At 73.0% G+C, this 25,116-nt stretch carries 22 protein-coding genes and 1 pseudogene; 7 read left to right on the top strand and 16 right to left on the bottom strand.

Annotated features, from left to right (window positions below; translation table 11 throughout):
- The first annotated feature begins 114 nt into the window (after positions 1–114).
- On the top strand, positions 115–1,644 hold the full coding sequence (locus CK485_RS20810) for a UDP-N-acetylglucosamine 1-carboxyvinyltransferase (protein ID WP_109453395.1): 1,530 nt from the start codon (positions 115–117) through the stop codon (positions 1,642–1,644).
- A gap of 78 nt (positions 1,645–1,722) precedes the next feature.
- Here the strand turns inward: CK485_RS20810 and CK485_RS20805 are convergent, their stop codons facing one another.
- Complete coding sequence (locus tag CK485_RS20805) at positions 1,723–2,121, bottom strand: RidA family protein (protein ID WP_109453394.1); 399 nt, start codon at positions 2,119–2,121, stop codon at positions 1,723–1,725.
- Positions 2,118–3,239, bottom strand: coding sequence for an acyl-CoA dehydrogenase (locus CK485_RS20800; protein WP_199239457.1), 1,122 nt, complete (start codon positions 3,237–3,239; stop codon positions 2,118–2,120). Before CK485_RS20800 ends, CK485_RS20805 begins: the two co-directional genes overlap by 4 nt.
- Before the next feature lie 251 nt (positions 3,240–3,490).
- Between CK485_RS20800 and CK485_RS20795 the strand changes: the two genes are divergently transcribed.
- The 3 genes from CK485_RS20795 (at position 3,491) to CK485_RS20785 (ending at position 6,754) form a co-directional block, all read left to right on the top strand.
- Complete coding sequence (locus CK485_RS20795) at positions 3,491–5,170, top strand: AMP-binding protein (RefSeq protein WP_109453393.1); 1,680 nt, start codon at positions 3,491–3,493, stop codon at positions 5,168–5,170.
- Between the two features lie 47 nt (positions 5,171–5,217).
- The gene (locus CK485_RS20790) at positions 5,218–6,081 is read left to right on the top strand and encodes a PaaX family transcriptional regulator C-terminal domain-containing protein (RefSeq protein ID WP_241968505.1); all 864 of its coding nucleotides are present in this window, start codon (positions 5,218–5,220) and stop codon (positions 6,079–6,081) included.
- A 121-nt stretch (positions 6,082–6,202) separates the two neighbouring features.
- Positions 6,203–6,754 carry a Uma2 family endonuclease gene (locus CK485_RS20785; protein ID WP_241968584.1) on the top strand — a complete coding sequence of 184 codons (552 nt, stop codon included), beginning with the start codon at positions 6,203–6,205 and terminating at the stop codon, positions 6,752–6,754.
- A 7-nt stretch (positions 6,755–6,761) separates the two neighbouring features.
- Here CK485_RS20785 and CK485_RS20780 read toward each other — a convergent pair whose 3' ends face one another.
- From CK485_RS20780 to CK485_RS20715, 14 genes and pseudogenes are all read right to left on the bottom strand, one after another.
- On the bottom strand, positions 6,762–9,041 hold the full coding sequence (locus tag CK485_RS20780; protein WP_241968504.1) for a bifunctional salicylyl-CoA 5-hydroxylase/oxidoreductase: 2,280 nt from the start codon (positions 9,039–9,041) through the stop codon (positions 6,762–6,764).
- Between the two features lie 2 nt (positions 9,042–9,043).
- On the bottom strand, positions 9,044–9,871 hold the full coding sequence (locus CK485_RS20775) for an enoyl-CoA hydratase family protein (RefSeq protein WP_109453390.1): 828 nt from the start codon (positions 9,869–9,871) through the stop codon (positions 9,044–9,046).
- 135 nt (positions 9,872–10,006) lie between these two features.
- A complete protein-coding gene (gene argF, locus CK485_RS20770; protein WP_109453389.1) occupies positions 10,007–11,011 on the bottom strand; it encodes an ornithine carbamoyltransferase in 1,005 nt (334 codons plus the stop codon).
- A gap of 176 nt (positions 11,012–11,187) precedes the next feature.
- Positions 11,188–12,426 carry an arginine deiminase gene (locus CK485_RS20765; RefSeq protein ID WP_109453388.1) on the bottom strand — a complete coding sequence of 413 codons (1,239 nt, stop codon included), beginning with the start codon at positions 12,424–12,426 and terminating at the stop codon, positions 11,188–11,190.
- 184 nt (positions 12,427–12,610) lie between these two features.
- Positions 12,611–12,958, bottom strand: a pseudogene (locus CK485_RS20760) (3' terminal RNA ribose 2'-O-methyltransferase Hen1); the annotation flags it as partial.
- Positions 12,959–13,001: 43 nt separating this feature from the next.
- Positions 13,002–13,955 carry a homocysteine S-methyltransferase gene (gene mmuM / locus CK485_RS20755; protein ID WP_109453387.1) on the bottom strand — a complete coding sequence of 318 codons (954 nt, stop codon included), beginning with the start codon at positions 13,953–13,955 and terminating at the stop codon, positions 13,002–13,004.
- Between the two features lie 106 nt (positions 13,956–14,061).
- Positions 14,062–14,985 carry an LLM class F420-dependent oxidoreductase gene (locus tag CK485_RS20750; protein ID WP_109453386.1) on the bottom strand — a complete coding sequence of 308 codons (924 nt, stop codon included), beginning with the start codon at positions 14,983–14,985 and terminating at the stop codon, positions 14,062–14,064.
- Between the two features lie 28 nt (positions 14,986–15,013).
- A complete protein-coding gene (egtD, locus tag CK485_RS20745; RefSeq protein ID WP_109453385.1) occupies positions 15,014–15,988 on the bottom strand; it encodes an L-histidine N(alpha)-methyltransferase in 975 nt (324 codons plus the stop codon).
- On the bottom strand, positions 15,985–16,737 hold the full coding sequence (gene egtC, locus CK485_RS20740; RefSeq protein ID WP_109453384.1) for an ergothioneine biosynthesis protein EgtC: 753 nt from the start codon (positions 16,735–16,737) through the stop codon (positions 15,985–15,987). The genes egtD and egtC overlap by 4 nt, the downstream gene beginning before the upstream one ends.
- On the bottom strand, positions 16,737–18,101 hold the full coding sequence (egtB, locus tag CK485_RS20735) for an ergothioneine biosynthesis protein EgtB (protein ID WP_109453383.1): 1,365 nt from the start codon (positions 18,099–18,101) through the stop codon (positions 16,737–16,739). Before egtB ends, egtC begins: the two co-directional genes overlap by 1 nt.
- On the bottom strand, positions 18,098–19,417 hold the full coding sequence (egtA, locus tag CK485_RS20730; RefSeq protein WP_109453382.1) for an ergothioneine biosynthesis glutamate--cysteine ligase EgtA: 1,320 nt from the start codon (positions 19,415–19,417) through the stop codon (positions 18,098–18,100). Before egtA ends, egtB begins: the two co-directional genes overlap by 4 nt.
- A gap of 427 nt (positions 19,418–19,844) precedes the next feature.
- A complete protein-coding gene (locus CK485_RS29105; RefSeq protein ID WP_199239456.1) occupies positions 19,845–20,423 on the bottom strand; it encodes a DUF6099 family protein in 579 nt (192 codons plus the stop codon).
- A 197-nt stretch (positions 20,424–20,620) separates the two neighbouring features.
- A complete protein-coding gene (locus CK485_RS20720; RefSeq protein WP_109453381.1) occupies positions 20,621–20,956 on the bottom strand; it encodes a nucleotide pyrophosphohydrolase in 336 nt (111 codons plus the stop codon).
- A 227-nt stretch (positions 20,957–21,183) separates the two neighbouring features.
- Positions 21,184–22,419: a biotin transporter BioY gene (locus tag CK485_RS20715; protein WP_109453380.1), complete on the bottom strand. Its 1,236-nt coding sequence runs from the start codon at positions 22,417–22,419 to the stop codon at positions 21,184–21,186.
- 275 nt (positions 22,420–22,694) lie between these two features.
- Here CK485_RS20715 and CK485_RS20710 point away from each other — a divergent pair, with 275 nt between their 5' ends.
- The 3 genes from CK485_RS20710 (at position 22,695) to CK485_RS20700 (ending at position 25,078) form a co-directional block, all read left to right on the top strand.
- Positions 22,695–23,234, top strand: coding sequence for a DUF1697 domain-containing protein (locus tag CK485_RS20710; RefSeq protein ID WP_109453379.1), 540 nt, complete (start codon positions 22,695–22,697; stop codon positions 23,232–23,234).
- Between the two features lie 112 nt (positions 23,235–23,346).
- Complete coding sequence (locus tag CK485_RS30175; RefSeq protein WP_146214565.1) at positions 23,347–24,219, top strand: glycoside hydrolase family 25 protein; 873 nt, start codon at positions 23,347–23,349, stop codon at positions 24,217–24,219.
- A 139-nt stretch (positions 24,220–24,358) separates the two neighbouring features.
- A complete protein-coding gene (locus CK485_RS20700; protein WP_109453378.1) occupies positions 24,359–25,078 on the top strand; it encodes a chaplin in 720 nt (239 codons plus the stop codon).
- Positions 25,079–25,116 lie beyond the last annotated feature (38 nt).

Raw genomic sequence — 25,116 nt, 5'->3', positions numbered from 1 at the left:
GCTGCCTCACGCCGATGCGGCGGGGCCGGCGTGAGGCGCACCCCTCTCACCGGAATGGCCGTACTGAACGCGCCCCAAGTCGGACACATCTCATATCTGAGATAGCCTGTCGCCATGGCAGACGACTACCTCGTACGCATCGGCAAGCTCATCCGTGACGCCCGGCAACACCGTGGTTGGACGCAGTCGCAGCTCGCAGAGGCTCTGGGGACCAGCCAGAGTGCCGTCAACCGCATCGAGCGGGGCAACCAGAACATCAGCCTTGAGATGATCGCCCGCATCGGGGAAGCCCTCGACAGCGAGATCGTCTCCCTCGGCTACGCCGGCCCCATGCACCTGCGCGTCGTCGGCGGCCGCAGCCTGTCCGGTTCGATCGACGTCAAGACGAGCAAGAACGCCTGCGTGGCCCTGCTGTGCGCGTCGCTGCTCAACGCCGGGCGCACCACGCTGCGCCGGGTCGCCCGCATCGAAGAGGTCTTCCGCATCCTGGAGGTCCTCAACTCCATCGGCGTGCGCACCCGTTGGATCAACGACGGCAACGACCTGGAGATCGTGCCGCCCGCCCAGCTGGACCTGGACGCGATGGACACCGAGGCGGCGCGCCGCACCCGCAGCGTCATCATGTTCCTCGGCCCGTTGATGCACCGCACCAACCGCTTCCGCATCCCCTACGCGGGCGGCTGCGACCTGGGCACCCGCACCGTGCACCCGCACATGGCGGCGCTGCGCCACTTCGGGCTCGAAGTCACCGCCACCACCGGCTCGTACCACGCCGAGGTCGACCGCTCCTTCGCCCCGCGCCGCCCGATCGTGCTGACCGAGCGCGGCGACACGGTGACCGAGAACGCGCTGCTGGCCGCCGCCCGCCACCCCGGGGTGAGCGTGATCCGCAACGCCAGCTCCAACTACATGGTGCAGGACCTGTGCTTCTTCCTTGAGCAGTTGGGCGTGCGGGTCGACGGCATCGGCACCACGACGCTGACCGTGCACGGCCTGGCGAGCATCGACTGCGACGTGGACTACTCGCCGTCCGAGGACCCGGTGGAGGCGATGAGCCTGATCGCCGCCGCGGTGGTGACCTCCTCGGAGCTGACGGTGCGCCGGGTGCCGATCGAGTTCCTGGAGATCGAGCTCGCGGTGCTGGAGGAGATGGGCCTCGACCACGAGCGCAGCGCGGAGTACCCGGCCGACAACGGCCGCACCCGGCTGATCGACCTGACGGTGCGCCCGTCGAAACTGCGCGCGCCGCTGGACAAGATCCACCCGATGCCGTTCCCCGGCCTGAACATCGACAACGTGCCGTTCTTCGCGGCCATCGCGGCGACCGCGCAGGGCTCGACGCTGATCCACGACTGGGTCTACGACAACCGCGCGATCTACCTGACCGAACTGACCCGCCTCGGCGCGGGCGTCAAGCTGCTCGACCCGCACCGGGTGCTGGTCGAGGGCCCGACCCGCTGGCGCTCCGCGGAGATGATGTGCCCGCCGGCCCTGCGCCCCGCGGTCGTCGTCCTGCTGGCCATGCTGGCCGCCGAGGGCACGTCGGTCCTGCGCAACGTCTACGTCATCAACCGCGGTTACGAGGAGCTGGCGGAACGCCTCAACTCGATCGGAGCCCAGATCGAGACGTTCCGGGACATCTGAGGCGCCGACAGATCCTCATCATGTCAGGGGAGTCGGCGCGGGAGCCTGCCCGCACCGCTCCCCTGCCGCGTGTCCGGTTCACTCCACCACCGCGATCCCGTCCAGTTCGACCAGTGCCTCCTCGTCCCACAACCGCACCACTCCCACCACCGCCATCGCCGGGTAGTCGCGGCCTGCCAACTTCCGCCAGACGGCGCCGAGTTCGCGGGCACCGGCTCGGTAGGCGGCTACGTCCTTCGCGTAGACGGTGACGCGGGCCAGGTCGGCGGGGGTGCCGCCTGCCGCGGTCAGGGCGTCCAGGAGGTTGCGCAGGGCGCGTTCGAACTGCTCGGGGAGCGTGGTGCCGACGACGCGGCCCGCGCTGTCCAGCGCGGTCTGGCCGGCGAGGAAGACCAGGCGGCCTCCCGTCGCGGTGACCGCGTGGCTGAAGCCGGTCGCCGGGGACAGCGCGGGCGGGTTGAGGCGTTCCAGGCTCACCGGTACAACTCCTTCGCGATGATGCTGCGCTGGACCTCGGTCGCGCCCTCGTAGACGCGCGGTGCGCGCACCTCGCGGTAGAGGTGTTCCAGCAGGTGACCGCGTTCCAGCGCGCGGGCGCCGTGCAGTTGGACGGCGGCGTCGACGACGTACTGCGCGGTCTCGGTGGCGAACAGCTTGGCCATGGCGGAGCGCTTGGCGATGTCCGGCGCGCCGGTGTCGTACGCCCGCGCCGCGGCCAGCACCAGAAGCCGGGCCGCCTCGGTGCGGGTGGCCATCTCGGCGAGCGTGTGGCCGACCGACTGGAGGTCCTTGAGCGGTCCGCCGAAGGCGCTGCGGCTGCCCGCGTGGGCGACGGCCGCCTCCAGCGCGGCCTGCGCCATCCCGACGGCGAACGCGCCGACGCTGGGGCGGAAGAGGTTGAGCGTGCTCATCGCGACGCGGAAGCCGTGGTCGACCTCCCCCAGCACGTCCTCGCGGCCGACCGGCACGGCGTCGAAGTCGAGGCGGCCGATGGGGTGCGGGGAGAGCATCTCCAGGCGCTCGCCGGTCAGGCCCGGGCGGTCGGCGGGGACGGCGAAGGCGGTGACGCCGCGCGAGCCCGCGCCCGGGGTGGTGCGGGCGAAGACGGTGTAGAGGTCGGCCTCGGGAGCGTTGGAGATCCAGCACTTGGTGCCGGTCAGCCGCCAGCCGTCGCCGTCCGGGGCGGGTTCGGCCCGCAGGGAGAGCGCCGCCGCGTCCGATCCGGCGTCCGGCTCGGTGAGCGCGAACGCGGCCACGACGCCGCCCGTCGTGATCCCGGGCAGCCAGCGAGCGGCGAGCTTCGGCGAGCGCAGCAGCGGATGGCCGCCCAGACCCTGCAACGCGAGCGCGGTCTCGGCCTCGGTGCACTCGCGGGCCAGCGACTCGCGCAGCAGGCACAGTTCGGTGGCGGACGGCCTGCCCTGGTGCGGGAAGAGGCGGTCCAGCAGGCCGAGGCGGCCGAGCTCGGCCAGCAGCGGCCGATTGACCCGGCCCGGCTCGCCCTTCTCCGCGATCGGGCGCAGCCGGTGCGCGGCCTGACCGCGCACGCGTTCGCACCACATCTGCTGCTCCGGATCGAGCGCGAATCCCGGCACTGCGGTCTCCTTCGCTTGGCGGTTCCCCGGCCGCCCGGGGGCTTCCCGGCCGCTGGGGAGGTTCCCGGCCGAGGGCGGTCGGTCGGCCCTGGGGCCCGGTTGCCTTACTTCCCCGGGCGTCCGCGCGCCATCCTCCGTATCGCGGCCTGTTGACTGTCGTCACCATCACGTTACGCTGATTTCGCATTCGCACGGCCGGAAAAACCGCTCACCGCCACCCTCTCGGCCCGGCGCAAAGGGGCGCACCCGCCATGGACCTGTTGCCTGACCCGCCGCACAGTCCGCCTCGCTGTCCGCCGCTGCTGCCCTCCGCGCACCTGGACACCTTTCCCCGCGACCACCTGCCGCCCCGCGACCAGTGGCCCGACCTGCCCCTGGAAGCGGCCGGGCTGCGCTACCCGGACCGGCTCAACTGCGCCGTCGAGCTGCTGGACGCCACCGCGCGGCGGCTCGGGCCCGACCGCCCGTGCCTGCGGATGCCGGGCGGCGAGGTGTGGTCGTACGACGAACTGCGGGCCGCCTCCGACCGCATCGCGCACGTGCTCACCGACGACCTCGGGGTGGTGCCGGGCAACCGGGTGCTGCTGCGCGGGCCGACCACGCCGTGGCTGGTGGCCTGCTGGTTCGCGGTGCTGAAGGCGGGCGCGGTCGCGGTGACCGTGCTGGCGGCGCAGCGTCCGCACGAACTGGCGGTGATCTGCGACATCGCGCGGGTGCGGCACGCGCTGTGCGACGTGCGGGCGCTCGACGACCTGGTGAAGGCGCGGGTGCCCGGGCTGCGGGTGACCGCGTACGGGGGCGAGTCGGCGACGGACCTGCTCAGCCTCGCGGCCGGGCGGCCGGACCGCTACGAGGCGGTGGAGACCTCGGCGGACGACGTCGCGCTGATCGCCTTCACCTCGGGCACGACCGGCCGGCCGAAGGGCTGCACGCACTTCCACCGCGATCTGCTGGTGATCGCCGACACCTTCTCGGCGCGGGTGCTGCGCCCGCGGGCCGACGACGTCTTCGCCGGGACCCCGCCGCTGGGCTTCACCTTCGGCCTGGGCGGGCTCGTGGTCTTCCCGCTGCGCGCCGGCGCCTCCTCGCTGCTGCTGGAGGACGCCCACCCCGAGCAACTCCTGGCGGCGATCGGGCGACACCGGGTGAGCGTGGTGTTCACCGCACCGACCGCGTACCGGGCGATGCTGGCGAAGCTGGAGGCCGAGCCGGGCGCGTACGACGTCGCCTCGCTGCGGCGCTGCGTGTCGGCCGGGGAGAACCTGCCCGCCGCCACCTGGCACGCCTGGCGCCAGCGGACCGGGCTGAGCATCGTCAACGGCATCGGCGCCACCGAGATGCTGCACATCTTCATCTCGGCGGCCGACGACGCGATACGCCCGGGCACGACCGGCGTCGCCGTCCCCGGCTACGAGGCGCGGGTCGTCGACGGCGCGACCATGGAGCCGGTGCCGGACGGCGAGCCGGGGCTGCTGGCGGTGCGCGGCCCGACCGGCTGCCGCTACCTGGCCGACGAGCGCCAGCGCGACTACGTGCGCGACGGCTGGAACCTCACCGGCGACACGTATGTGCGCGACGCGGACGGCTACTTCACCTACGTCGCCCGGGCCGACGACATGATCATCTCCGCCGGGTACAACATCGCGGCCCCGGAGGTGGAAGAGGCGCTGCTGCGCCACCCGGACGTGCGGGAGGCGGCGGTGGTCGGCGTGCCGGACGCCGAACGCGGCCAGATCGCCCGGGCGTTCGTGGTCCTGCGCGACGGCGTGCCGGGCGGCGAGGCGACGGCGGCGGCGCTGCGGGAGTTCACCAAGGGCGAGATCGTGCCGTACAAGTGCCCGCGCGAGATCGTGTTCACCGACGCGCTGCCGCGCACCCCGACGGGGAAGGTGCAGCGCTTCCGCCTGCGGGAGCCGGGCGCGGGCGGGTGAGGCGGACTGCCTAGAGTGAGCGCGTGGACGCCGTGAACGCAGACGCCGTGAACGCACGGGAAGACACCGGGGTCGCGGGCGCGGGTATCGCCGAGGCCGCGCACACCCCGGGGTCGCTGATCCTGACCTACTTCGGCGCGTACGGCCGCGAGCGGGACGGCGGGGGCGGGCGGATCGCGGTCGCCTCGCTGATCCGGCTGATGGACGCGGCGGGGGCGGGCGCGCCGTCGGTGCGGTCGGCGGTCTCGCGGCTGAAGCGGCGCGGGCTGCTGGTGCCGGAGAAGGTCGCGGGGTCGGCGGCGTACGCGCTGTCCCGCGACGCGGCGGAACTGCTGGCCGACGGCGACCGGCGCGTCTACGGGCATCCCGAGCCGGAGGACGCGTGGGTGCTGGTGGTCTTCTCCGTGCCGGAGTCCGAACGCCACAAGCGGCACCTGCTGCGCTCGCGCCTGGCCCGGCTCGGCTTCGGCACGGCGGCGCCGGGGGTGTGGATCGCGCCGGCGCACCTGTACGAGGAGGCCCGGCACACGCTGGACCGCCTCGGTCTTTCGCCCTACGTCGACCTGTTCCGCGGCGCGCACCTGGGCTTCGAGCCGACGGTGGGGGCGGTGCGGCGGTGGTGGGACCTGGACGGCATCGCGCGGCAGCACCGCGCGTTCCTGTCCTGCGCCGAACCGCTGCTGGCCGCGTGGTCGCGCCGCCGGGACACCCCACCGCGCGAGGCCTTCGGCGACTACCTGCGCGTCCTGGACTCCTGGCGCCGCCTCCCCTACGCGGACCCGGGCCTTCCGCCCCGCCTCCTCCCGGCGGACTGGCCCGGCGCGGAGGCGTCCCGGGTCTTCACCGCCCTGCACACCCGCTTGCGCGAGGCGGGAGCGGACTTCGTCCGGGACGTTCATCGGATGGCGTGATGGCGTGACCATCGCGCCGGGTGATCGTTTCCAGGACGTGCGCCCGCCGGTCAACGGCCGGGACCTATCCTGACCACATCGGAGCGGAATGATGACGATCGAGGAGGTATGCGTGATGGCGATGCCCTCGGCCGAGCGCCCGCACCCTGCGGAGGATGCTGTGCTGGCTGGCTTCCTCGATCTGACGGTGCCCCCTGGCTACCGCGCCGAACTGATCGAGGGGGAGATCATCGTGACTCCGCCGCCTGACGGTGACCACGAGGACGCCATCGGCAACCTGCAATGGCAGATCGCCAGGAATTCGGCCGCCGACCTCTACGCGCCCGGCAACAAGGGCCTGATCACGCCACTCGGCCGGTTCATCCCGGACGCCACGGTGGCGCCGAGAGGGGCGCTGCGGGGGCGCGAGTCCTGGTCCGGACCGGAAGGAGTCGTGATGACCATCGAGGTCACCTCGACCCGCGCACAGGAAGATCGCAGCACCAAGCGGCGTGGCTACGCCGCCTGCGGCATTCCGTTTTACTTGCTCGTCGACCGTGGCAAGGGCACCGTCACGCTGTTCAGCGATCCGCAGGACGGCGACTACATCGAGGACGTTCGCGTCGCCTTCGGCAAGCCGCTGGACCTGCCGGATCCGTTCGACTTCTCGCTGGACACCTCCGTCTTCCAATAACTGCCCTTCAACTCGGCAGCGTCAGCCGTGGCTTGGGTCCGTCCGTTCGGCCCGTCGGCGGCTTGCGGCTGCCCGCCTGGTACGGGAGGGGCCAGGGGGCTCCTGGGCCCTCGTACCCCTGGTCGGCTGCCGCGTGGAGGGTCCAGTTCGGGTCGTACAGGTGGGGGCGGGCCAGTGCGCACAGGTCGGCTCTGCCCGCCAGGATCAGGGAGTTGACGTCGTCCCAGCTGGAGATCGCGCCCACCGCGATGACCGGGACGCCCAGGCGGTTGCGGATGCGGTCGGCGTACGGGGTCTGGTAGGAGCGGCCGAACGCGGGGCGCTCGTCGGGGACGACCTGGCCGGTGGAGACGTCGATGGCGTCCGCGCCGTGGGCCCTGAAGGCGCGGGCGATCTCCACCGCGTCGTCGGCCGTGGTGCCGCCCTCCGCCCAGTCGGTGGCCGAGATCCGCACCGTCATCGGGCGCTCCCCGGGCCACACCTCCCGTACGGCGTCGAAGACTTCGAGGGGGAAGCGCAGGCGGCCGGCGAGGTCGCCGCCGTAGGCGTCGGTGCGGCGGTTGGTCAGGGGGGACAGGAAGCCGCTGAGCAGGTAGCCGTGCGCGCAGTGGAGTTCGAGCAGGTCGAAGCCCGCGCGGGCGCCGCGTTCCGCCGCGCGGACGAACTCCTCGCGGATCGCGGCGAGTCCGGGCGCGTCGAGTTCGTGCGGGACCTGGTTGACGCCCGGCCGGTAGGGCAGCGGTGAGGCGGCGGCCAGCGGCCAGTTGCCGTCCGCCAGCGGTTGGTCGATGCCCTCCCACATCAGGCGGGTCGAGCCCTTGCGTCCGCTGTGGCCGAGTTGCAGACCGATCGCGGCGGTCGACCGGCCGTGCACGAAGTCCACGACGCGTTTCCACGCCTGCTCGTGCTCGTCCGCGTACAGCCCCGCGCAGCCGGGAGTGATCCGGCCGCGTTCGCTGACGCAGACCATCTCGGTCATCACCAGTCCCGCGCCGCCCAGCGCGCGGGCGCCGAGGTGGACGAGGTGGAAGTCGCCCGGTGTGCCGTCCACCGACGAGTACATGTCCATCGGGGAGACCACGACGCGGTTGCGCAGGGTCAGGCCGCGCAGGGTGAAGGGGGTGAACATCGGCGGGGTGCCCTCCGGGAGACCGGCGTCGGCCTCCACGGCGGCGGTGAAGGCGGCATCGCGCAGGCGCAGGTTGTCGTGGGTGACGCGGCGGCTGCGGGTGAGGAGGTTGAAGGCGAACTGCCGCCTGGGCTGCCCCGCGTACTGCTCCAGTTCCTCGAACCACTCCAGGCTCGCGGCGGCGGCGCGCTGCGTGCTGGCGACGACCGGCCTGCGCTCCCGCTCGTACGCGGCCAACGCGGCGTCCACGCCTTGCTGTTCGGCCACGGTGGCGGCGAGCGCGAGGGCGTCCTCCATGGCGAGTTTGGTGCCGGAGCCGATGGAGAAGTGCGCGGTGTGGGCGGCGTCGCCGAGCAGGACGACGTTCCCGGCCCGCCAGGTGTCGTTGACGACGGTGGTGAACGCCGTCCAGCGCGAGCGGTTGCCGGACAGCCGGTGGCCGTCGAGCAGCGGCGCGAAGTACTTCTCGCAGGCGGCGATCGAGGCGTCCTCGTCCATCAGGTCGAGCCCGGCGCGCCGCCACACCTCCTCGCGCATCTCCACGATGAACGTGCTGTGCGACGCCCCGAAGGGGTAGCCGTGCGCGAGCATCAGGCCCGCCCCGGTCCGCGCCGTCTCGAAGCGGAAGGAGTCGAGCGCGAAGTCGGCCGCGAGCCAGATGTAGCGGCAGCGGTGGGTGGTCAGGTGGGGACGGAAGACGTCGGCGTACGCGTCGCGGGTGGTGCTGCGCACCCCGTCCGCGGCGATCACGAGGTCGTACGACTTCGACAACTCGCCTACCGGTGGCGCCTCCTGGCGGAAGTTCAGCCGCACGCCCAGGGCCCGGCAGCGGTCCTGGAGGATCGCCAGCAGCCGGTGCCTGCTCAGCGCCGCGAAGCCGTGGCCGCCGGAGCGCACCACACTGCCCGCGTGCGCCACGTCGATGGCGTCCCAGCGCACGAACTCGCCGCGCAGCGCCTCGTACACCACCGGGTCGGCGTGCTCGATGCCGCCGAGGGTCTCGTCGGACAGCACGACGCCGAAGCCGAAGGTCTCGTCGGGCGGGTTGCGTTCCCACACGGTGATCTCACGGGCCGGGTCGAGCCGTTTGAGCAGCGCCGCCGCGTACAGCCCGCCGGGGCCCGCGCCGACGACCGCGACGCGCAGCGGCCCGGGCACGGCTACCGCCCCTCCCACTTCGGCGGCCGTTTCCCGGTGAACGCGGCGTGGAACTCGGCGTAGTCCGCGCTGGTCATCAGCAGGGCCTGGGTCGCCGCGTCCATCTCGATGGCGGCGCCGAGCGGCATGTCGAGTTCGGCGGTGAGCAGGGCCTTGGTCTGCGCGTAGGCGAGTGCGGGGCCCTGCGCCAGCCGTCCGGCGAGCGCGGCGGCGGCCTCCCCCGCCCGGCCGTCCTCGGTCAACTCGCTGACCAGGCCGATGCGTTGGGCCTCCTCGGAACCGACCGGCTCGCCCAGCATGAGCAGCCGGGTGGCGTGGCCGAGGCCGACGACCCTCGGCAGCAGGTAGGCGGCGCCCATGTCGGCGCCGGACAGCCCGACGCGGGTGAACAGGAACGCGAACCGCGCGGAGCGCTCGACCACCCGGAAGTCGCAGGCCAGCGCCAGCACCGAGCCCGCGCCCGCCGCGATGCCGTGGATGGCGGCCACCACCGGGAACGGGCACTCCCGCAGCGCGCGCACCACCTGCCCGGTCATGCGGGTGAACTCCAGCAGCTCACCGGCGCCCATGTCCAGCGTGGCGCCGATGATCTCGTCGACGTCGCCGCCGGAGCAGAAGCCGCGGCCCTCGCCGCCGAGGACCAGGGCCCGGGTGCGGCCGTCGCGGGCCAGCTCGGGGAGCAGGTCGCGCAGGTCGGCGTAGGCGCCGAAGGTGAGGGCGTTGAGCTTGTCCGGGCGGTCGAGGGTGACCGTGGTGACCCCGTCCGCGTGCGACAGCCGCAGATGGCGCCACTCCTCGGTGGTGCTCGCGGAGCCTCGCATCGGACTCATGGCATGGCCTCCTTCGCAGGACGGAGAGGCGGTCGCCCGCCCTGCGAAGTTATCACCGCATCGTGACCGGCGTCACGAGGGCGACACATCCGGGTTCGCCGCGCCGGACGGTGCCCCTCGCCCGGCCGCGAGCGCTCACCGACCGGCGAGCGTCGCCACCAGGACCGCCTTGATCGTGTGCATGCGGTTCTCCGCCTGGTCGAAGACGATCGAGCGCTCCGACTCGAAGACCTCGTCGGTGACCTCGAGCGAGTCGAGCCCGAAGCGCTCGTGGACCTGGCGGCCGACCGTCGTGCCCAGGTCGTGGAAGGCCGGCAGGCAGTGCATGAACCGCACGCCGGGGTTGCCGGTCGCCTCGAGCACCTCGGCGGTCACCGCGTACGGGGTCAGCAGGGCGATGCGTTCGGCCCAGACCTCCTGCGGCTCCCCCATCGACACCCAGATGTCGGTGTGCACGAAGTCCGCGCCGCGCACGCCCTCGGCCACGTCCTCGGTGACGTTGATCCGCGCCCCGCTGCTCCCGGCCAGCCGCCGCGCCTCGGCGGTCACCGCGTCCGACGGCCACAGCGCGCGGGGCGCCACGATGCGCACGTCCATGCCCAGCAGGGCGCCGGTGACCAGCAGCGAGTTGCCCATGTTGTACCGGGCGTCGCCGAGGTAGGCGTAGGAGATCGCCTCCAGCGGCTTGGCGGAGTGCTCGGTCATGGTGAGGACGTCGGCGAGCATCTGGGTGGGGTGCCATTCGTCGGTCAGGCCGTTGTAGACCGGCACCCCGGCGTACGCGGCCAGCTCCTCGACGATCTCCTGGCCGTTGCCCCGGTACTCCACGGCGTCGAAGAGGCGGCCGAGGACGCGGGCGGTGTCCTTCACCGACTCCTTGTGCCCCATCTGGGAACCGGAGGGGTCGAGGTAGGTCGTGGACGCGCCCTGGTCGGCGGCGGCCACCTCGAAGGAGCAGCGGGTCCTGGTGGAGGTCTTCTCGAAGAGCAGCGCGATGTTGCGGCCGGTCAGCCGGCGCTCCTCGGTCCCGGCGCGTTTGGCGGCCTTCAGGGACCCGGCCAGCTCCACCAGGTGGCGGAACTCCTCCGCGGTGAAGTCCAGCTCCTTGAGGAAGTGGCGGCCCGTGAGGTCGATGGCCATGGCAGGCTCCTAGGTCGCGACGGTCGAGGACCCTGGAAGTCTATACGACAATAGGCATCCTTATGCAGCACCCCGGAGGCGCCGCCCCCGGGAGCCGTGAGCACGGCGGCGGTGGGCCGCTCACCCCAGCCGGGCCGCTCACTCCCGGTGGGCCGCTCACTCCCCGGTGGGCCGCCTCACCCCCGCCCCGCCCCCACCGCGTCCCGTTCGACCGGGCAGCTCATGCAGCGTGGGCCGCCGCGGCCCCGGCCGAGTTCACTGCCGGGGATGGTGATCACCTCGATGCCCTGCTTGCGCAGGTGGGTGTTGGTCGTCACGTTGCGCTCGTAGGCCACGACGACGCCCGGCTCGACGGCCAGCACGTTGCAGCCGTCGTCCCACTGCTCGCGTTCCGCCGCGTGCACGTCCTGGGTGGGGGTGAGCACCCGGATGCCGTCCAGGCCCAGGGAGGCCGCGATGGCGCGGTGCATGTGCTCGGGGGCGTGGTCGGTGACCTTCAACTCCCCTTCCTCCGCGCCCGGTTCGATGGTGTACGAGCGCAGCATGCCCAGGCCCGCGTACTTGGTGAAGGTGTCGCCGTCCACCATCGTCATCACGGTGTCCAGGTGCATGAAGGCCCGCTTCTTCGGCATGTCCAGCGCCACGATCGTGCGCGCCGAGCCCGCGTTGAACAACCCGCGCGCCAGCATCTCGACGGCCTGCGGGGTGGTGCGCTCGCTCATCCCGATCAGCACCGCGCCGTTGCCGATCACCAGCACGTCGCCGCCCTCGATGGTGGACGGGTAGGCCGCCTGCCCCTCGGACCACACGTGGAACAGACCGCCCGCGAACATCGGGTGGTAGCGGTAGATCGCCTCGAAGTGCACCGTCTCGCGCCAGCGGGCGGGCCAGCGCATCGCGTTGATGCTCACGCCGTCGTAGACCCAGGCCGAGGTGTCGCGGGTGAACAGGTGGTTGGGCAGCGGCATGAGCAGGAAGTCGTCCATGTCCATGACGTGGAAGCGCACCGAGGTGGGTTCGGCGAACCTGGCCAGGAACTCCCGCTTGGTCAGCCCGCCGACCAGCGCCTCGGCCAGATCGGCGGGCGGCAGCCCGGCGCAGGCGGCGCGCAGGTGGTCGGTGGCCAGCGGGCCGAACTCCTTCTCGTCGAAGACCCGGTCCAGCACCAGCCGCAGCGCTTCGGGGACCTGGAGCGCCTCGCGCAGCAGGTCCCCGAACAGGTGCACCTCGATGCCCCGGTCGCGCAGTATGTCGGCGAAGGCGTCGTGCTCCGCCCGTGCTCTGCGGACCCACAGCACGTCGTCGAAGAGCAACGCGTCCTTGTTCGACGGGGTGAGTCGTTTCAGCTCCAGGTCCGGGCGGTGCAGGATGACGCGGCGCAGCCGCCCGGCCTCGGAGTCCACGTGGAAGCCCATGCTTTGACCTTGCCACGGCCGGGCACCGTCGTACCCTGCCACGCGCCGCCGGGTTCCGGCCACGGCCGGACGGCGGAGCGACGGGCAGGGGCGAGGCGGGGGTGCGGCGGCCAAGGCAGGGCCGCGCCGCGCGCGGCCCGCGCACGTACGCCTCGACCGGCAACGGCATCGGGGCCGCCGCACGCTCGGGCCGCGCCTGGGAACCCCCTTGAGCGCGCTCGCGAAGATCGCGCCCAGCGCGACGCGAGCAGCGAACTGGCCGCGTACGGGCGGTCGTTGACGTGCTGCGCGAGGGCGCTGTCGGGCGCACCGCCGCGCCCCCTGCCCTTGCCGCGCCGCACCAGGGGGACCGGGTCCACCTCCGGCAGCAACGCGGCCGTGCACGACCGCTCGGACGCCTGCGGGTGGAAGACGTGGGCGGTGGCATACGACGTGCTGACTCCTGCGCCATGTCCGGGTGTTCGTGCGGAAGGAAGCCCAGGTCACTGGCGGGTGCCGCCGGGGTGCCGGTGGTGGTGATCGTCAGGGACACACGTCCGGGTATTGCCGTGGCCGACCGCGCCGACCACCGGGTTTCACGGAGCGTGGCCCGACCCCGGGCGGTCGTCGCGAGCGGGCCGCGCGAGGGGTCCGAGGGCGGCGGCGATCTCGCGGATCGCGGCGGGGCCGACCCGGCAGCAGCCACCGATCAGCCGTGCCCCGGCCGCGTGCCAGCGGGCGACCGTCCGCGCCGGGTGGTAGGTCGCCTCGCCGCGCCAGGCGCGGGCCCCGGCGTCCCACCGTTCGCCGCTGTTGGGGTAGACCACGACGGGCTTGCCCGTGACCTCGCGCGCGATCGGGATCGCCCGTTCGGCGTCGGCCGCCGTGGAGCAGTTGACGCCGACCGCGATCACCTCGGGGGCGTCGGCGGCCAGGGCGAAGGCGTGCTCCAGTGGCTGGCCCGCCCGGGTGCGCTCCCCCGCGACGCTGTACGACAGCCACACCGGCACGCCGACCCCCTCGACGGCACGCAGCAGTGCCTCCGCCTCGTCGGCGTCCGGCACGGTCTCCAGCGCGAGCACGTCGGGCGCCGCCTCGGCGAGCGTCTCGATCCGGGGGCGGTGGAAGCGCGCCAGCTCCGCGACGCCGACGCCGTAGCGGCCGCGGTACTCGCTGCCGTCGGCGAGCATCGCGCCGTACGGTCCGACGGAGGCGGCGACCCACACCTCGTCCCGCCCACCCGCCGCCTCTCGTGCCAGCTCCACGCTGCGGCGCAGCAGCCGGGAGGCGCCCGCGCGGTCCACGCCGCGCCGCGCGAACCCCTCGTACGTCGCCTGGTAACTGGCGGTGATGAGCACCCGGGCGCCCGCCGCGACGTACGCGGCGTGCGCGGCCTCGATCGCGGCGGGATCGTCGGCGAGCAGCCGGGCGGACCACAGCGCGTCGGACAGGTCGTGTCCCGCGTCGGCGAGCTGGTTGGACAGCCCGCCGTCGAGCACGACCGGCCCGCGGGCGAGCGCGGCGGCGAGGCCGGTGGCCGGGGCGGACACCTCGGGGGCTCCTTCGGACGGTCGGGGCGGAGTGGTCGTACGGATGGGGCGGTTGGCCGCGGCGCGGTCGGACGAACAGGGGGGCGGCCGTGCCGCGGTCGGGCGGTCAGCCGAGCTGCGGCAGCACGGCGGAGGAGATCAGCTCCAGGTGGTCGAGGTCGTGCAGGTCGAGGATCTGCAAGTACATCCGGGAGGAGCCGGCCTCCGCGTAACGGCCGATCTTGTCGACGACCTCGGCGGGCGTGCCGCTCAGCCCGTTGGCCCGCAGTTCGTCGGGCTCGCGGCCGATGGCGGCGGCGCGACGGGCGATCTCGGCCTCGTCCTTGCCGACGCAGGCGACCATGGCGTTGGAGTACACCAGCTCGTCCGGCGCGCGCCCGATCGCCTCGGCGGCCTCCCGTACCCGCCCGAACTGCCGCTCGGTGTCCTCGACGGACGCGAACGGGATGTTGAACTCGTCCGCGTACCGGGCCGCGAGCCGCGGGGTGCGCCTGGCGCCGTGGCCGCCGATGAGCACCGGGACCTTGGGCTGCGCGGGCTTGGGCAGCGCGGGCGAGCCGGTCAGCTGGTAGAACGTGCCGTGGTGGTCGTAGGTCTGCCCGGCCGGCGTGGACCACAGCCCGGTGACGATCTCCAACTGCTCCTCGAGCCGCGCGAACCGCTCCTTGGGGAACGGGATGCCGTACGCGGCGTGCTCCTCCTCGTACCACCCGGCACCCAGCCCGAGCTCCACCCGGCCGCCGGACATCTGGTCGACCTGGGCGACCTCGATGGCCAGCACGCCGGGCAGCCGGAAGGTGCCCGCGGTCATCAGGGTGCCCAGCCGGATGCGCCGGGTCTCCCGGGCGAGCCCGGCCAGCGTGATCCAGGCGTCGGTGGGTCCGGGCAGCCCGTCCCCACCGCCCATCTTCAAGAAGTGATCGGAGCGGAAGAACGCGTCGAAGCCGAGTTCCTCGGTGGCCTTGGCCACGGTGAGCAACGTGTCGTAGGAGGCGCCCTGCTGGGGCTCGGTGAAAATGCGCAGATCCATACCCCCATCGTGCACCGCCGGGCGGCGGTCAACCCGACAGGCTTGCGAGGGAGAGCGCGAAGCGCTCCTGCTCGTCGGTCCACCAGTGAGTCAACTCCAGCCCCGCGCGCGCCAGTTCGCCGCGCACCCCTTCCTCGCGGAACTTCGCGGATATCTCGGTGCGCAACTCCTCGCCGGCCGCGAAGTCGACCTTGAGGTCGAGTGCCGGGATCTTGGCGGTGAGCGCGGTGCGGGCGCGCAGCCGCATCTCGATCCACTCGTGCCCGGCGTCCCAGCGGGCGACGTGGTCGAAGTCGCCCGGGTCGAGGTCGGCGCCCAGCTCGCGCCTGAGCACGGCCAGCACGTTCTTGTTGAACGCGGCCGTCACCCCGGCGCCGTCGTCGTAGGCGGCGACCAGCGTCGCCTCGTCCTTGACCAGGTCGGTGCCGAGCAGCAGCGTGTCGCCCGGGCGCAGCGCGGCGCGGACCCTGGCGAGGAACGCCGCGCGCTCGGCGGGCAGCAGGTTGCCGATGGTGCCGCCGAGGAAGACCACCAGGCGCGGCCCCTCGGTGTCCGGCAGCGCCAGGCCCGCGGTGAAGTCGGCGACCAGGCCGTGCACGGTCAGCCCCGGGTAGTCGGTGATCAGCGCCCGCCCGGCCTGCTCCAGGGCGGAATCGCTGACGTCCACCGGTATGTACGCGCCCAGCGTGCCGCGTTCGCGCAGCGCCTCGATGAGCAGACGGGTCTTCTCCGACGAGCCGGAACCCAGCTCCACCAGGGTGCGCGCGCCGGTGGCCGCCGCGATGTCCCCGGCGACCCGGTCCAGGATCGCGCGTTCGGCGCGGGTCGGGTAGTACTCGGGCAGCCGGGTGATCTCTTCGAACAGCTCGCTGCCGCGCGCGTCGTAGAACCACTTGGGCGGCAGCCACTTGGGGTCGGCGGTGAGCCCCTCCGTCACGTCGGCGCGCAGGGCGTCGGCGGTCGCGTCGGCGGGCAGGTACCGGGTCAGGGTGAAGGGGCTCATGCGGAGGGCTCCTTGAGGGGGGAGGCGTCGATCCCGTCGGGCGTGGCCAGGACCAGGGTGCGGTCCGGGACCTGCGTCCAGCCGGGTTCGTCGTCGTACGGTTCGGAGGCGACGACGACGTGGTCACCGGGTACGAGGCGGTGCCACAGGGTGTCACCCCAGGTGGTGGCGGCGATGGTGGTGCCGTCGGTGAGCAGGAGGTTGAGGCGGGCGGGGGCTCGGGCGGCGGTGTCGAGCACGGTGTCGGCCAGCGCCTCGCCGAGGCTGCGCCCGGAACGCAACCGGTGCAGCACCAGCGCCCACAGCAGCGCGCTGTCGCAGCGGGCCTCCAGCGACAGCAGCTCTTCGGGCGGCAGGTCGGCGGCGAGGTCGGCCACCGATCCGGGCCAGCCGGTGACCGCGCCGTTGTGACTGAACAGCCAGCGCTCGGCGGCGAACGGCGCCGCCGCCGACTCGTCAGGCGTCGACCCTTCGGTTGCGTCGCGCACGGCGGCGAGCATCGCCCGGCTGCGCACGACCCGGGTCAGGTCGGCGAAGGACGGGTCGGCCCAGACCGGACCGGTCCTGCGGTAGCGGGCGGGCAGCGGGTCGCCGTCCGCGTACCAGCCGATGCCGAACCCGTCCGCGTTCACCGTGCCGTGCCGCTGCATGCGTGGCGCCCAGGACTGCCGCAGCAGCGAGTACGGCGACTCGGCGACTACCCGGCGCAGCGGCACCGGGGGTCCGAGGTAGGCGATGTGACGGCACATCAGGCTTCCTCGGGGCGGGCGTCGCGCGCGGTGCGGAAGCCGGCGAATATCTGGCGGCGTACCGGATAGTCCCAGTTGCGGAAGGTGCCCCGGCAGGCGACCGGGTCCACCGAGAACGCCCCGCCGCGCAGCACCTTGTACTCGGGTCCGAAGAACACCTCCGAGTACTCCCGGTACGGGAACGGCTCGAAGCCCGGGTACGGGCGGAAGTCGCTCGCCGTCCACTCCCACACGTCGCCGATCAACTGCCGCACACCGTACGGCGAGGCGCCCTGCGGAAAGCTGCCTGCCGGGGCGGGGCGCAGGTGGCGCTGGCCGAGGTTGGCGCGCTCGGGGGTCGGGTCGGCGTCGCCCCAGGGGTAGCGGCGGGACCGGCCGGTGACCGGGTCGTGCCGGGCGGCCTTCTCCCACTCCGCCTCGGTCGGCAACCGCCTTCCCGCCCAGCGGGCGTAGGCGTCGGCCTCGTACCAGCTGACGTGCAGCACCGGCTCCCCCTCGGGCACCGGCTCGACCTCGCCGAACCTGCGCCGCAGCCACCGCTGCCCGTCGCCGCTCCAGAACAGCGGCGCCTCCAGGTCGTGGCGCCGCACCATGTCCCAGCCCTCCGGCGCCCACCAGCGCCGGTCGCGGTAGCCGCCGTCGGCGATGAACCGCTGGTAGTCGCCGCAGGTGACCGGCGTGGTGTCCAGGAAGTACGGCGCCACGTCCACCTGGTGGGCCGGGCGCTCGTTGTCCAGCGCCCACGGCTCGGTGGAGGTGCCCATGGTGAACGGGCCGCCCGGGATCAGCACCTCACGCGGCAGCAACGCGGCATCGGCGGGCGCCGGCGGCGGTTCGGGCGCGGTCAACGCCGCCGGTCCGCGCCGCAGTTGGTGGGTGATCAGCATCGTCTCGTCGTGCTGCTGCTCGTGCTGCGCGATCATGCCGAACGCGAAGCCCGCCTCGACCAGCCGGTCTCCGCGCAACGCGGTCGTCTCCAGCAGGTCGAACACCCTGCCGCGCACCTCTGACGCGTATCCGCGTGCCTCCTCGGGCGACAGCAGCGGCAGCGTCGGCCGCTCGGAACGAGGGTGCTCGAACGCGTCGTAGATGGGGTCGATGTCCGGCCGTATCGCCTCCCTTCCGCCGACCCCGCGCAGCAGCCACAGCTCCTCCTGGTTGGCGATGTGCGCCAGGTCCCACACCAGCGGCGACATCAGCGGCGAGTGCTGAGCGACCAGGTCCTGGTCGTCGACGCAGGTCGTCAGGTGGTGCGTGCGGTGGCGTGCGCCGTCCAGGACGTCGAGGGCCCGGCGCCTGAGCACCTCGGGGTCGGTGCCGCCGGCGGCCTCCGAGGCCGGCGGGGCGGCGTCGGTGTCGGTCATGATCGGCCGTCCTTCCCGATGAGCGGGGCCGTCCGGGCGGGCACCCGGCCGGTCGCGGTGGTGATGGAGTACGGATCGAGCAGATCGTCGGCGGGACATCGGCCCCTTGCGACGTAGCGGTCGGCGAACGCCTCGACGGCATCACGTATCGCCGTCGAGGCACCGAGCCTGGGCAGCGCCTCGCGCGCGGCGGCGAAGCACTTGTCGGCCGCGAGCCGCAACGCGGGGTCGGTCATCCCGCCGCGCGCCGCCCGGCGCCACAACGGATTGCCCGGCGCCCGCTCGTACGGCCGCAGGTCCAGCGGCCGCACCGCGCGGTGGGCGGCCTCGGCGGCCACCGGGTCGTCCAGCAGCGCCGTGGTGACGGCGAGCGGCACGATCCAGCCGTCGTCGCCCGGCTGCGCGTCGATCATGCGCAACTCCAGGTGACCGTGCGGCCTGACCGGCGGAAACAGGGTGGTCAGGTGGTAGGCGAGGTCGTCCTCGGTCGGCGGCCGCAACCCCGCCGACCGACCCTGTCCGCGTATCCACCCGCGGAACGTCAGCCCGGCCGGCGGCACCGTCCACGGCTGCCCCTCCTCCGCTCGCACACACAGCACGGGAGCGCCCAGCGCGAAACGGGCCCACGCGTCCCTGGGATCGTCGGCGTGTTCGGGGGCGGTGGTGCGACCGGGGTCGAGAGCGGTCCAAACGGCCTGGCGGGTGGAGCGGACGCCGGTGGGACGACCCCGTCTGAGCGGCGAGTTGGCGAACGCGGCGATCAGCACCGGGCCGAGCAGATGGGCGAGCCGCCAGCGGGCCGCGTACCCGTCGGGCCCGGCACCCGCGGTGCCGGCGTCCAGGCAGACCTGGACCGAGGCCGTGCTGCACATCATGGAGCGGCCGATCGGTCCGGCCCGGTCGAAGTACTCCTCCATGGCGGTGTAGCGCGGCAGTTGGAGCACACGGCGCGGCCGGTGCCACGGCTCGTGACCGAAACCGGCGAGACGCAGCTCGTGGCCGCGCAACGCCTCACGGACGATCGCGAGGTCGGCGGTCATCGACTCCACGCAGGAGGTCAACGACTCGGCCGGCGGGGAACTCAGTTCCAGCTGACCGCCGGGCTCCTGGGTGAGCAGCGAGGCGAGCGGGAGTCGCCCCAGGTCGCGGTGTGCATCGGCGAGCCGGACCGGCGCGACGGCACGGGCGGGGTCACGCGCGTCGTGGACGAGCCACTCCAGCTCGACGCCGACGCGGCGCGGCGGGCCGTTCTTGAAGCAGATGCCGTGGGCTCTCGCCTCGGCCTCCGCCTCTCCTATGGGGCGAAAAGCGTTCATTGCCGGACCCTCTCCTTCGACGGTCTCGCTCGGGCAACCACTCCACTGCATCACGATCCGAGGCGAACCGCACGCTTTTTACGAACACCTGTTCCCTTACTGCTCACTCCTCTGCCCTCTTTGCCCACCCAGCGCCCGGCCAACCGCCTCAGCACGCCATCCGGCCAGAGCGGGGGCGCGGCACCCGAATGGCGGTAATGGTGCTTGTGCGGGGGCACGGGGACGCCGTGGGGCGGAGGGCTCGGCCGACCGCCTTGACGGCGGAGGCTCGGCCGGTGGCCGCCTTGACGGCCGAGGTTGGGGCCGGTGGCCTTGGGGGCCGAGGCTTGGCCGGCGGCCTTGACGGCGGAGGCTGGCGGGCGCGGCCGGGGCGGCCGGGCGGCCTCCGCTCGGAGGCCATCCGTCTCGCGCGCCCACCGGAGCGAAGCTACGGAGGGGCCCCCTTCGGCTTCGGTGCGCTGTCGGGCTGCGGCGGTTCGTCTCCGGGATCCGGGGACGACGGCGGGTCGGAGCCGTACCGCGTCAGCAGACTCCGTACGCGGTCCCTCGCCTCGTCCACGGCGTCCATCGCCTCGATGCACTGCCAGTAGACGTTCTCCTCCTCGGTCGCGCAGGCGACGGCGACCAGGGCGACGACCACGTCGGCGGTGAGGGCGAGCAGGGCGCGCAGCGCGGTGGGTGGTTCCCGTACGCCGGTGAGAGCCACCGCCCTCGCCGGGCCTCCGCGCATGCGGGGTGGGGCGTCGCCGGGCACCGCGAGCCGGACAGCGATCGCTTCCACGAGCGCCTGCGCCTGCCATGCCTCGGCGATGACCTCCTCCGCGTCCCGGGCCCGCGCGAGCGCGTGCCTCGTCACCGTGATGAGCCTCAGGGCGTCCATCTCGATCCCTCCCGCCTGGTCGTTCCCACGGGTCCGCTCAGGGCCCTCGTCACTCAGCGTGAACGACGAGAGCCCGGAGCGGAGGCCGGAGTCGATTTCGGTGGACGGGCGGGCGGTTGTGGACAAGTCCGTCAACCTTGCGGGGGAAGAGTGGAGCTGAATGCCCGACGGCGAGCCGAACGGGGGCATGATGGCGGGAAGTCGACGTTGCGGCGCAGGGCCCGCTCAGTTCACCGCGCGGACGGGCCCTCGCGGCTCACACCACTACGCCACGCCATCCCGCCCCACCCACGCCTGCTCGCGCCGGCCTCCGGCTCGCCGTCTCATGCCTCCTCGGCTCCCGGGGCCGGGAACCTCCGCTCGTTGCGGTCGATCTTGGCGGAGAGCGCGGCGAGCGGGTCGACGCCCAGGACCTCACAGAACTGGAGCAAATAAGCCAGCACGTCGGCCACTTCGTCCTCCACCCGGTGTGCCGCGTCCGGGTCTGACATCACCCGCGCTGACTCCTCCGGGGTCAGCCACTGGAAGATCTCCAGGAGTTCGGAGGCCTCGACGCTGAGCGCGGCCGCGAGGTTCTTCGGGGTGTGGTAAGGCTGCCAGCGCCGGGCCGCCGCGAAGTCGGCCAGCCTGCGCCGCAGCGCCTCCAGGTCTTCGGTCACCCGCCAAGGTCTACCGCATCCCGCCGACAGCCACCGCGAGCCGCACATCCGCCAGCCACGAGCCGCAAACCGCGAGCCCGCAAACCACCGCCGCAAGCAGGCCACAACCCGCAAGCACAAGCCACAACCTGCGCCACAACCCGCAACCCGCAACCCGCAACCCACGCTGCCAGCGCCCACCGCGCACACTCGCGCTCGCCGCAGCCCCTCGCCGACGCCCACCACGACTACCCCTCCGCCCCACCCCGTTCCCGCTCCCGTCCCAGCCGTACCACCGTCACCCCCGCCTCCCGCGCCCGCGCCCCCGTCCCCCGTACGTCCTGCGGGTCGACCTCGTGCGCGGTGCCCAGCAGCCGTACGTGGCCGTGCGCCGCGGCGCGCCGGGCCAGCGAGAGCAACTCGCGGGTCTGCGCGCGGTCCAGGCCCGCGTCGAGGCCGTCCGCGACGACCGTCATCGCGCGCAGCGCCGGCAGCACCTCGGCCGCCTGGTCCATCTCCAGCACGCCCGGCCCGGTCAGCAGCACCAACGCCAGCGCGAGGAAGCGCAGTTCGCTGTCGCCGAGCCGGTCCAGCGGGGTCAGCCCCAGCGCGCCCCGGTCCACCGCCGCCAGTACGCCGTCACCCCGGGCGCCCGCCGCGTCTCGCACCGCCTGCCGGGTCACCACCAGCCCCTCAACCGGTCCCCCGCACGCGGCCCTGGCCGCCTCGACCAGCATCGCGTGCCGCGTCCTGCACTCCCCCTTGGTGCGGTCCAGGACCGCCGAGAGGTTCTCGCAGCATCCGCGCAGCAGCGTGTCGCCGACCCGAGCGGCCTCCCGCATCCGCCACGGCCGGGGCTCGACGGGGAAGACCGCCCGCAGCGCGATCAGCACCTGTTCGGCCGCCGACAGCACCAGCCGCTGCCCGTCCGTGGTCCCGGCCACCCGCAGCGGCAGCAACGCGGTCGCCAGCCGGTCGTCCGGCAACGGTGCCCGGGTCACCGGGACCTGGCCCGCGGTGTGCCAGGCGGCCTGCACCGTGCGCCGGGCCGGGTCGCGCAGCGCGGTCGTGAGCAGCACCTTGCCGCGAGCCGTCAACCGTTCGCCCACCACGCGCAGTTCGGGTTCCGTCTGAACGGCCAGATCCAGCCGCACAGGACCCGCGGGACCGTCCACCACGCATCCCACGCGGAAGCCGCGCCGCCCCTGTGCGTCCGGCGCGCTCCCCGAGGGGACGCAGGCCGCGGCGCCGCCGCGTACGGTGCGGGCGACCGCGGCCGGCAGTTCCTCGCCGCAGGCCAGGGCGGCCAGGACGGCCAGCGCCTCCAGCACGCTCGACTTCCCGCTGCCCGCGCCGCCGGTCACCAGGGTGACGGGGCCGAGCGGGAAGACCGCCCCGCGGTGCGACTTGAACGCGGACAGCCGCAGTTCCACGACGGCGGGCCGCGCCTCCGCCCCCGCCCCCTCGGGCCGCACGTCCTCCATGGACACGTCCTCCGTGGGTGCCCCCTCCGCAATAGCCTCCTGCGCAAGAGCCCCCTCCGCGACCGCCCCCTCCCGCCCTTCGGCCGCCGCGAAGGCGTCCTCTCCGACCGCCCCCTCAAGCAGTCCGGCCTCCGCCCGACCGCCCTCCGCGACCGCCCCATCGCGCCGTCCGACCTGCGTAAGAACCTCGTCCATGACCGCGAACGTAGCCAGCCGAGTGATCGCCGAACCGTTCCGTCCCCGGTGTCGTCCTTCGAAAGGGCTACCGTGGCCGGGTGACGACCTACGTGGCCCTCCTGCGCGGGATCAATCTCGGCGCCAACAACCGCCTGCCGATGGCGCGGCTGCGCGAGATGCTGACCGCGATGGACGCTTCCGGCGTGCGCACGTTGCTCCAGAGCGGCAACGCCGTCTTCGAGCACGCGGGCACCGATCCGGACGCGCTGGCCGCCGTGTTGACCGCGCGGCTCGCCGACGAGGCCGGGCTCACCGTTCCCTGTGTCGTACGCGAACTGGCCGATCTGGAACGAGTGGTGCGCGACAACCCGTTCGCCGACACCGATTTCAATCCGGCCCAGCTCGTCGTCGTCTTCCTCTCCGGCGCGCCCGACACGGCGCGTTTGAACGACATCGACCCGGACCGTTTCGCTCCTGACGAATTCCGTGTCGGAGAACGAGAGATCTACGTCCACTGCCCGACCGGACTCGCCCGCTCCAAACTGCCGATCGCCTTGTCGGACAAACGACTCGGAGTCATCGCGACCGCCCGCAACTGGAACACCGTCACCAAACTTGCCCTAATGACGGACAATTAGCCCCTGTGCGACGGACAATCGAAGCGGAGCGACGGTCTCTCCGGCGGTGTCCCCCCATCACCGCCGCCGTTCGCGAGCACCGAGAGCGTCATGAGCGCCAGGGAGGTCCCCCTTGCTGCACGGCATCGACATCAGTTCCTACCAGTCGAGCGGTTATCCCACCTCTGGTCTGTCCTTCGTCTTCATCAAGGTCACCGAGGGCATGTCATATGTCAATCCGAAATGGAAGGCGCAACGCACGACCGCCCGTGACGCGCACCTGGTGACCGGCTTCTACCACTACCCCCACATCGCCAACTCACCCACCGCGGAGGCGGACCACTTCCTCGCCCAGCTCGACCTCGCGGCCGGCGAGGTCGTCTGCCTCGACTGGGAGTGGTACGGGCAGAAGGTGAGCGACGCGAAGGCGCGCTCCTACAAGGACGCCTGGATCGCGCACGTGCGGTCCGAGGCACCCGGCCACCGGGTGGTCGTCTACTGCGACCGTTCCAACTGGGTGACCGTGGACACCGACTCCAACTGCGGCGACGGGCTGTGGATCGCCGACTACACGACGCCGGGCAAGCCGCGCATCAAGCATCACTGGACGTTCCACCAGTACGCGGACTCGCCCCAGGACAAGAACGTGGCGAACTTCGCCTCCGTCGACGCGCTGCGCGCCTGGGCGCACGCCCCGCACACGGCGAGTGCGCCGGGCGCCCCCTCCGACGGGGCCGACGCGCCGACCGGAGCCACCGCACCCGCCGGTTCCAACCCGCCCACCGAGGTCAACACGGTTCCGCCGACCGGCCCAGCCGCCCCCGCACCCGGCACCGCGCCGCGGACGTCCTCGGAGGCGGTTCCGGGGCAGCAGTCCGCCGGCGCCCACGACGCCGCGGCCGGGGCGGTCTCCGGAGCCCCTTCCCAGGCCACGGGCGGTGCCGGGCCAAAGTGCCCTCCGGCGTCCGGCACCACGCCGGACGAGTCACCGAATCCCGGTTCGTAAAGCCGGAGTTCGAGGAGGCACCGACTCGATTGAGTGAATTGCGTATGAGACACGAATGACCCATAACTTCCATGGCCTCAAGGCGTTTTCTCCGGTGCGGGCATGTGTCCCGCGAGCATTTCCGGAAGGCAGGAATCCCATGAAACAGGTCGCCAGAAAGGGTCTGGTCACCGCGTTGGCCGCGGGTGGCGTGCTGGCCGCCGCCGGAGGCTACGCCTATGCGGACTCGGGAGCGGCCAGCGCCGCCACCGGCTCCCCCGGGGTGCTGTCCGGCAACCTGGTGCAGCTCCCGGTGGACGTGCCCGTCAACGTGTGCGGCAACACCGTCAACGTGGTGGGGCTGCTCAACCCGACCACGGGCAACGCGTGCGCCAACACCTCTCACGGCGGCGGTCACGCGCGGCCGCAGCACTCGGGCGGTACGGCGACGCAGCACGCGGGCGGTACGCACGGCGGCTCGGTCAACGGCGGTGGCGCCGGGGCCAGGGGCGCGGCCGAGGGCTCGCCGGGCGTCCTGTCCGGCAACGGGATCCAGCTGCCGGTCGACCTGCCCGTCAACGTCAGCGGCAACTCGGTAAACGTCGTCGGTGTCGGCAACCCGACCTTCGGCAACACCTCCGTCAACCACGAGGGTCACCCGCCCACGACGCACCCGTGCCCGCCCGCTCCCCACAAGCCGGCTCCGCACAAGCCGGCCGCTCCGGTCCACCACTCCACCCCGCGGGCCGGCACCCCGGTCAGCGAGGCCATGCTGGCGCACACCGGCGCCCAGGGCGTGAGCGTCCTGGTCCCGGCCAGCGCGACCGCGCTGGTGGGCGGCTTCCTGCTGTACCGCAGGTTCCGCCCGGGCAGGGCCTGACACCACGTCGGACCGGCTCGCGCCCGCTGCGCCGGACC

The sequence above is a fragment of the Streptomyces sp. ICBB 8177 genome (assembly GCF_003144095.1).
GTDB lineage: Bacteria > Actinomycetota > Actinomycetes > Streptomycetales > Streptomycetaceae > Streptantibioticus_D.
This window is presented reverse-complemented; position numbering and strand designations above follow the sequence as displayed.

Bases quoted from the DNA above. Each gene is read 5' to 3' on its own strand.
- egtA (WP_109453382.1), bottom strand. From the start codon at position 19,417: ATGAACGCTTTTCGCCCCATAGGAGAGGCGGAGGCCGAGGCGAGAGCC.
- egtB (WP_109453383.1), bottom strand. From the start codon at position 18,101: ATGACCGACACCGACGCCGCCCCGCCGGCCTCGGAGGCCGCCGGCGGC.
- CK485_RS20765 (WP_109453388.1), bottom strand. From the start codon at position 12,426: ATGGGCTTCCACGTGGACTCCGAGGCCGGGCGGCTGCGCCGCGTCATC.
- CK485_RS20750 (WP_109453386.1), bottom strand. From the start codon at position 14,985: ATGGATCTGCGCATTTTCACCGAGCCCCAGCAGGGCGCCTCCTACGAC.
- argF (WP_109453389.1), bottom strand. From the start codon at position 11,011: ATGGCCATCGACCTCACGGGCCGCCACTTCCTCAAGGAGCTGGACTTC.
- egtD (WP_109453385.1), bottom strand. From the start codon at position 15,988: ATGAGCCCCTTCACCCTGACCCGGTACCTGCCCGCCGACGCGACCGCC.
- CK485_RS20715 (WP_109453380.1), bottom strand. From the start codon at position 22,419: ATGGAGGACGTGCGGCCCGAGGGGGCGGGGGCGGAGGCGCGGCCCGCC.
- CK485_RS20795 (WP_109453393.1), top strand. From the start codon at position 3,491: ATGGACCTGTTGCCTGACCCGCCGCACAGTCCGCCTCGCTGTCCGCCG.
- egtC (WP_109453384.1), bottom strand. From the start codon at position 16,737: ATGTGCCGTCACATCGCCTACCTCGGACCCCCGGTGCCGCTGCGCCGG.
- CK485_RS20810 (WP_109453395.1), top strand. From the start codon at position 115: ATGGCAGACGACTACCTCGTACGCATCGGCAAGCTCATCCGTGACGCC.
- CK485_RS20785 (WP_241968584.1), top strand. From the start codon at position 6,203: ATGCCCTCGGCCGAGCGCCCGCACCCTGCGGAGGATGCTGTGCTGGCT.
- CK485_RS20775 (WP_109453390.1), bottom strand. From the start codon at position 9,871: ATGAGTCCGATGCGAGGCTCCGCGAGCACCACCGAGGAGTGGCGCCAT.
- CK485_RS20700 (WP_109453378.1), top strand. From the start codon at position 24,359: ATGAAACAGGTCGCCAGAAAGGGTCTGGTCACCGCGTTGGCCGCGGGT.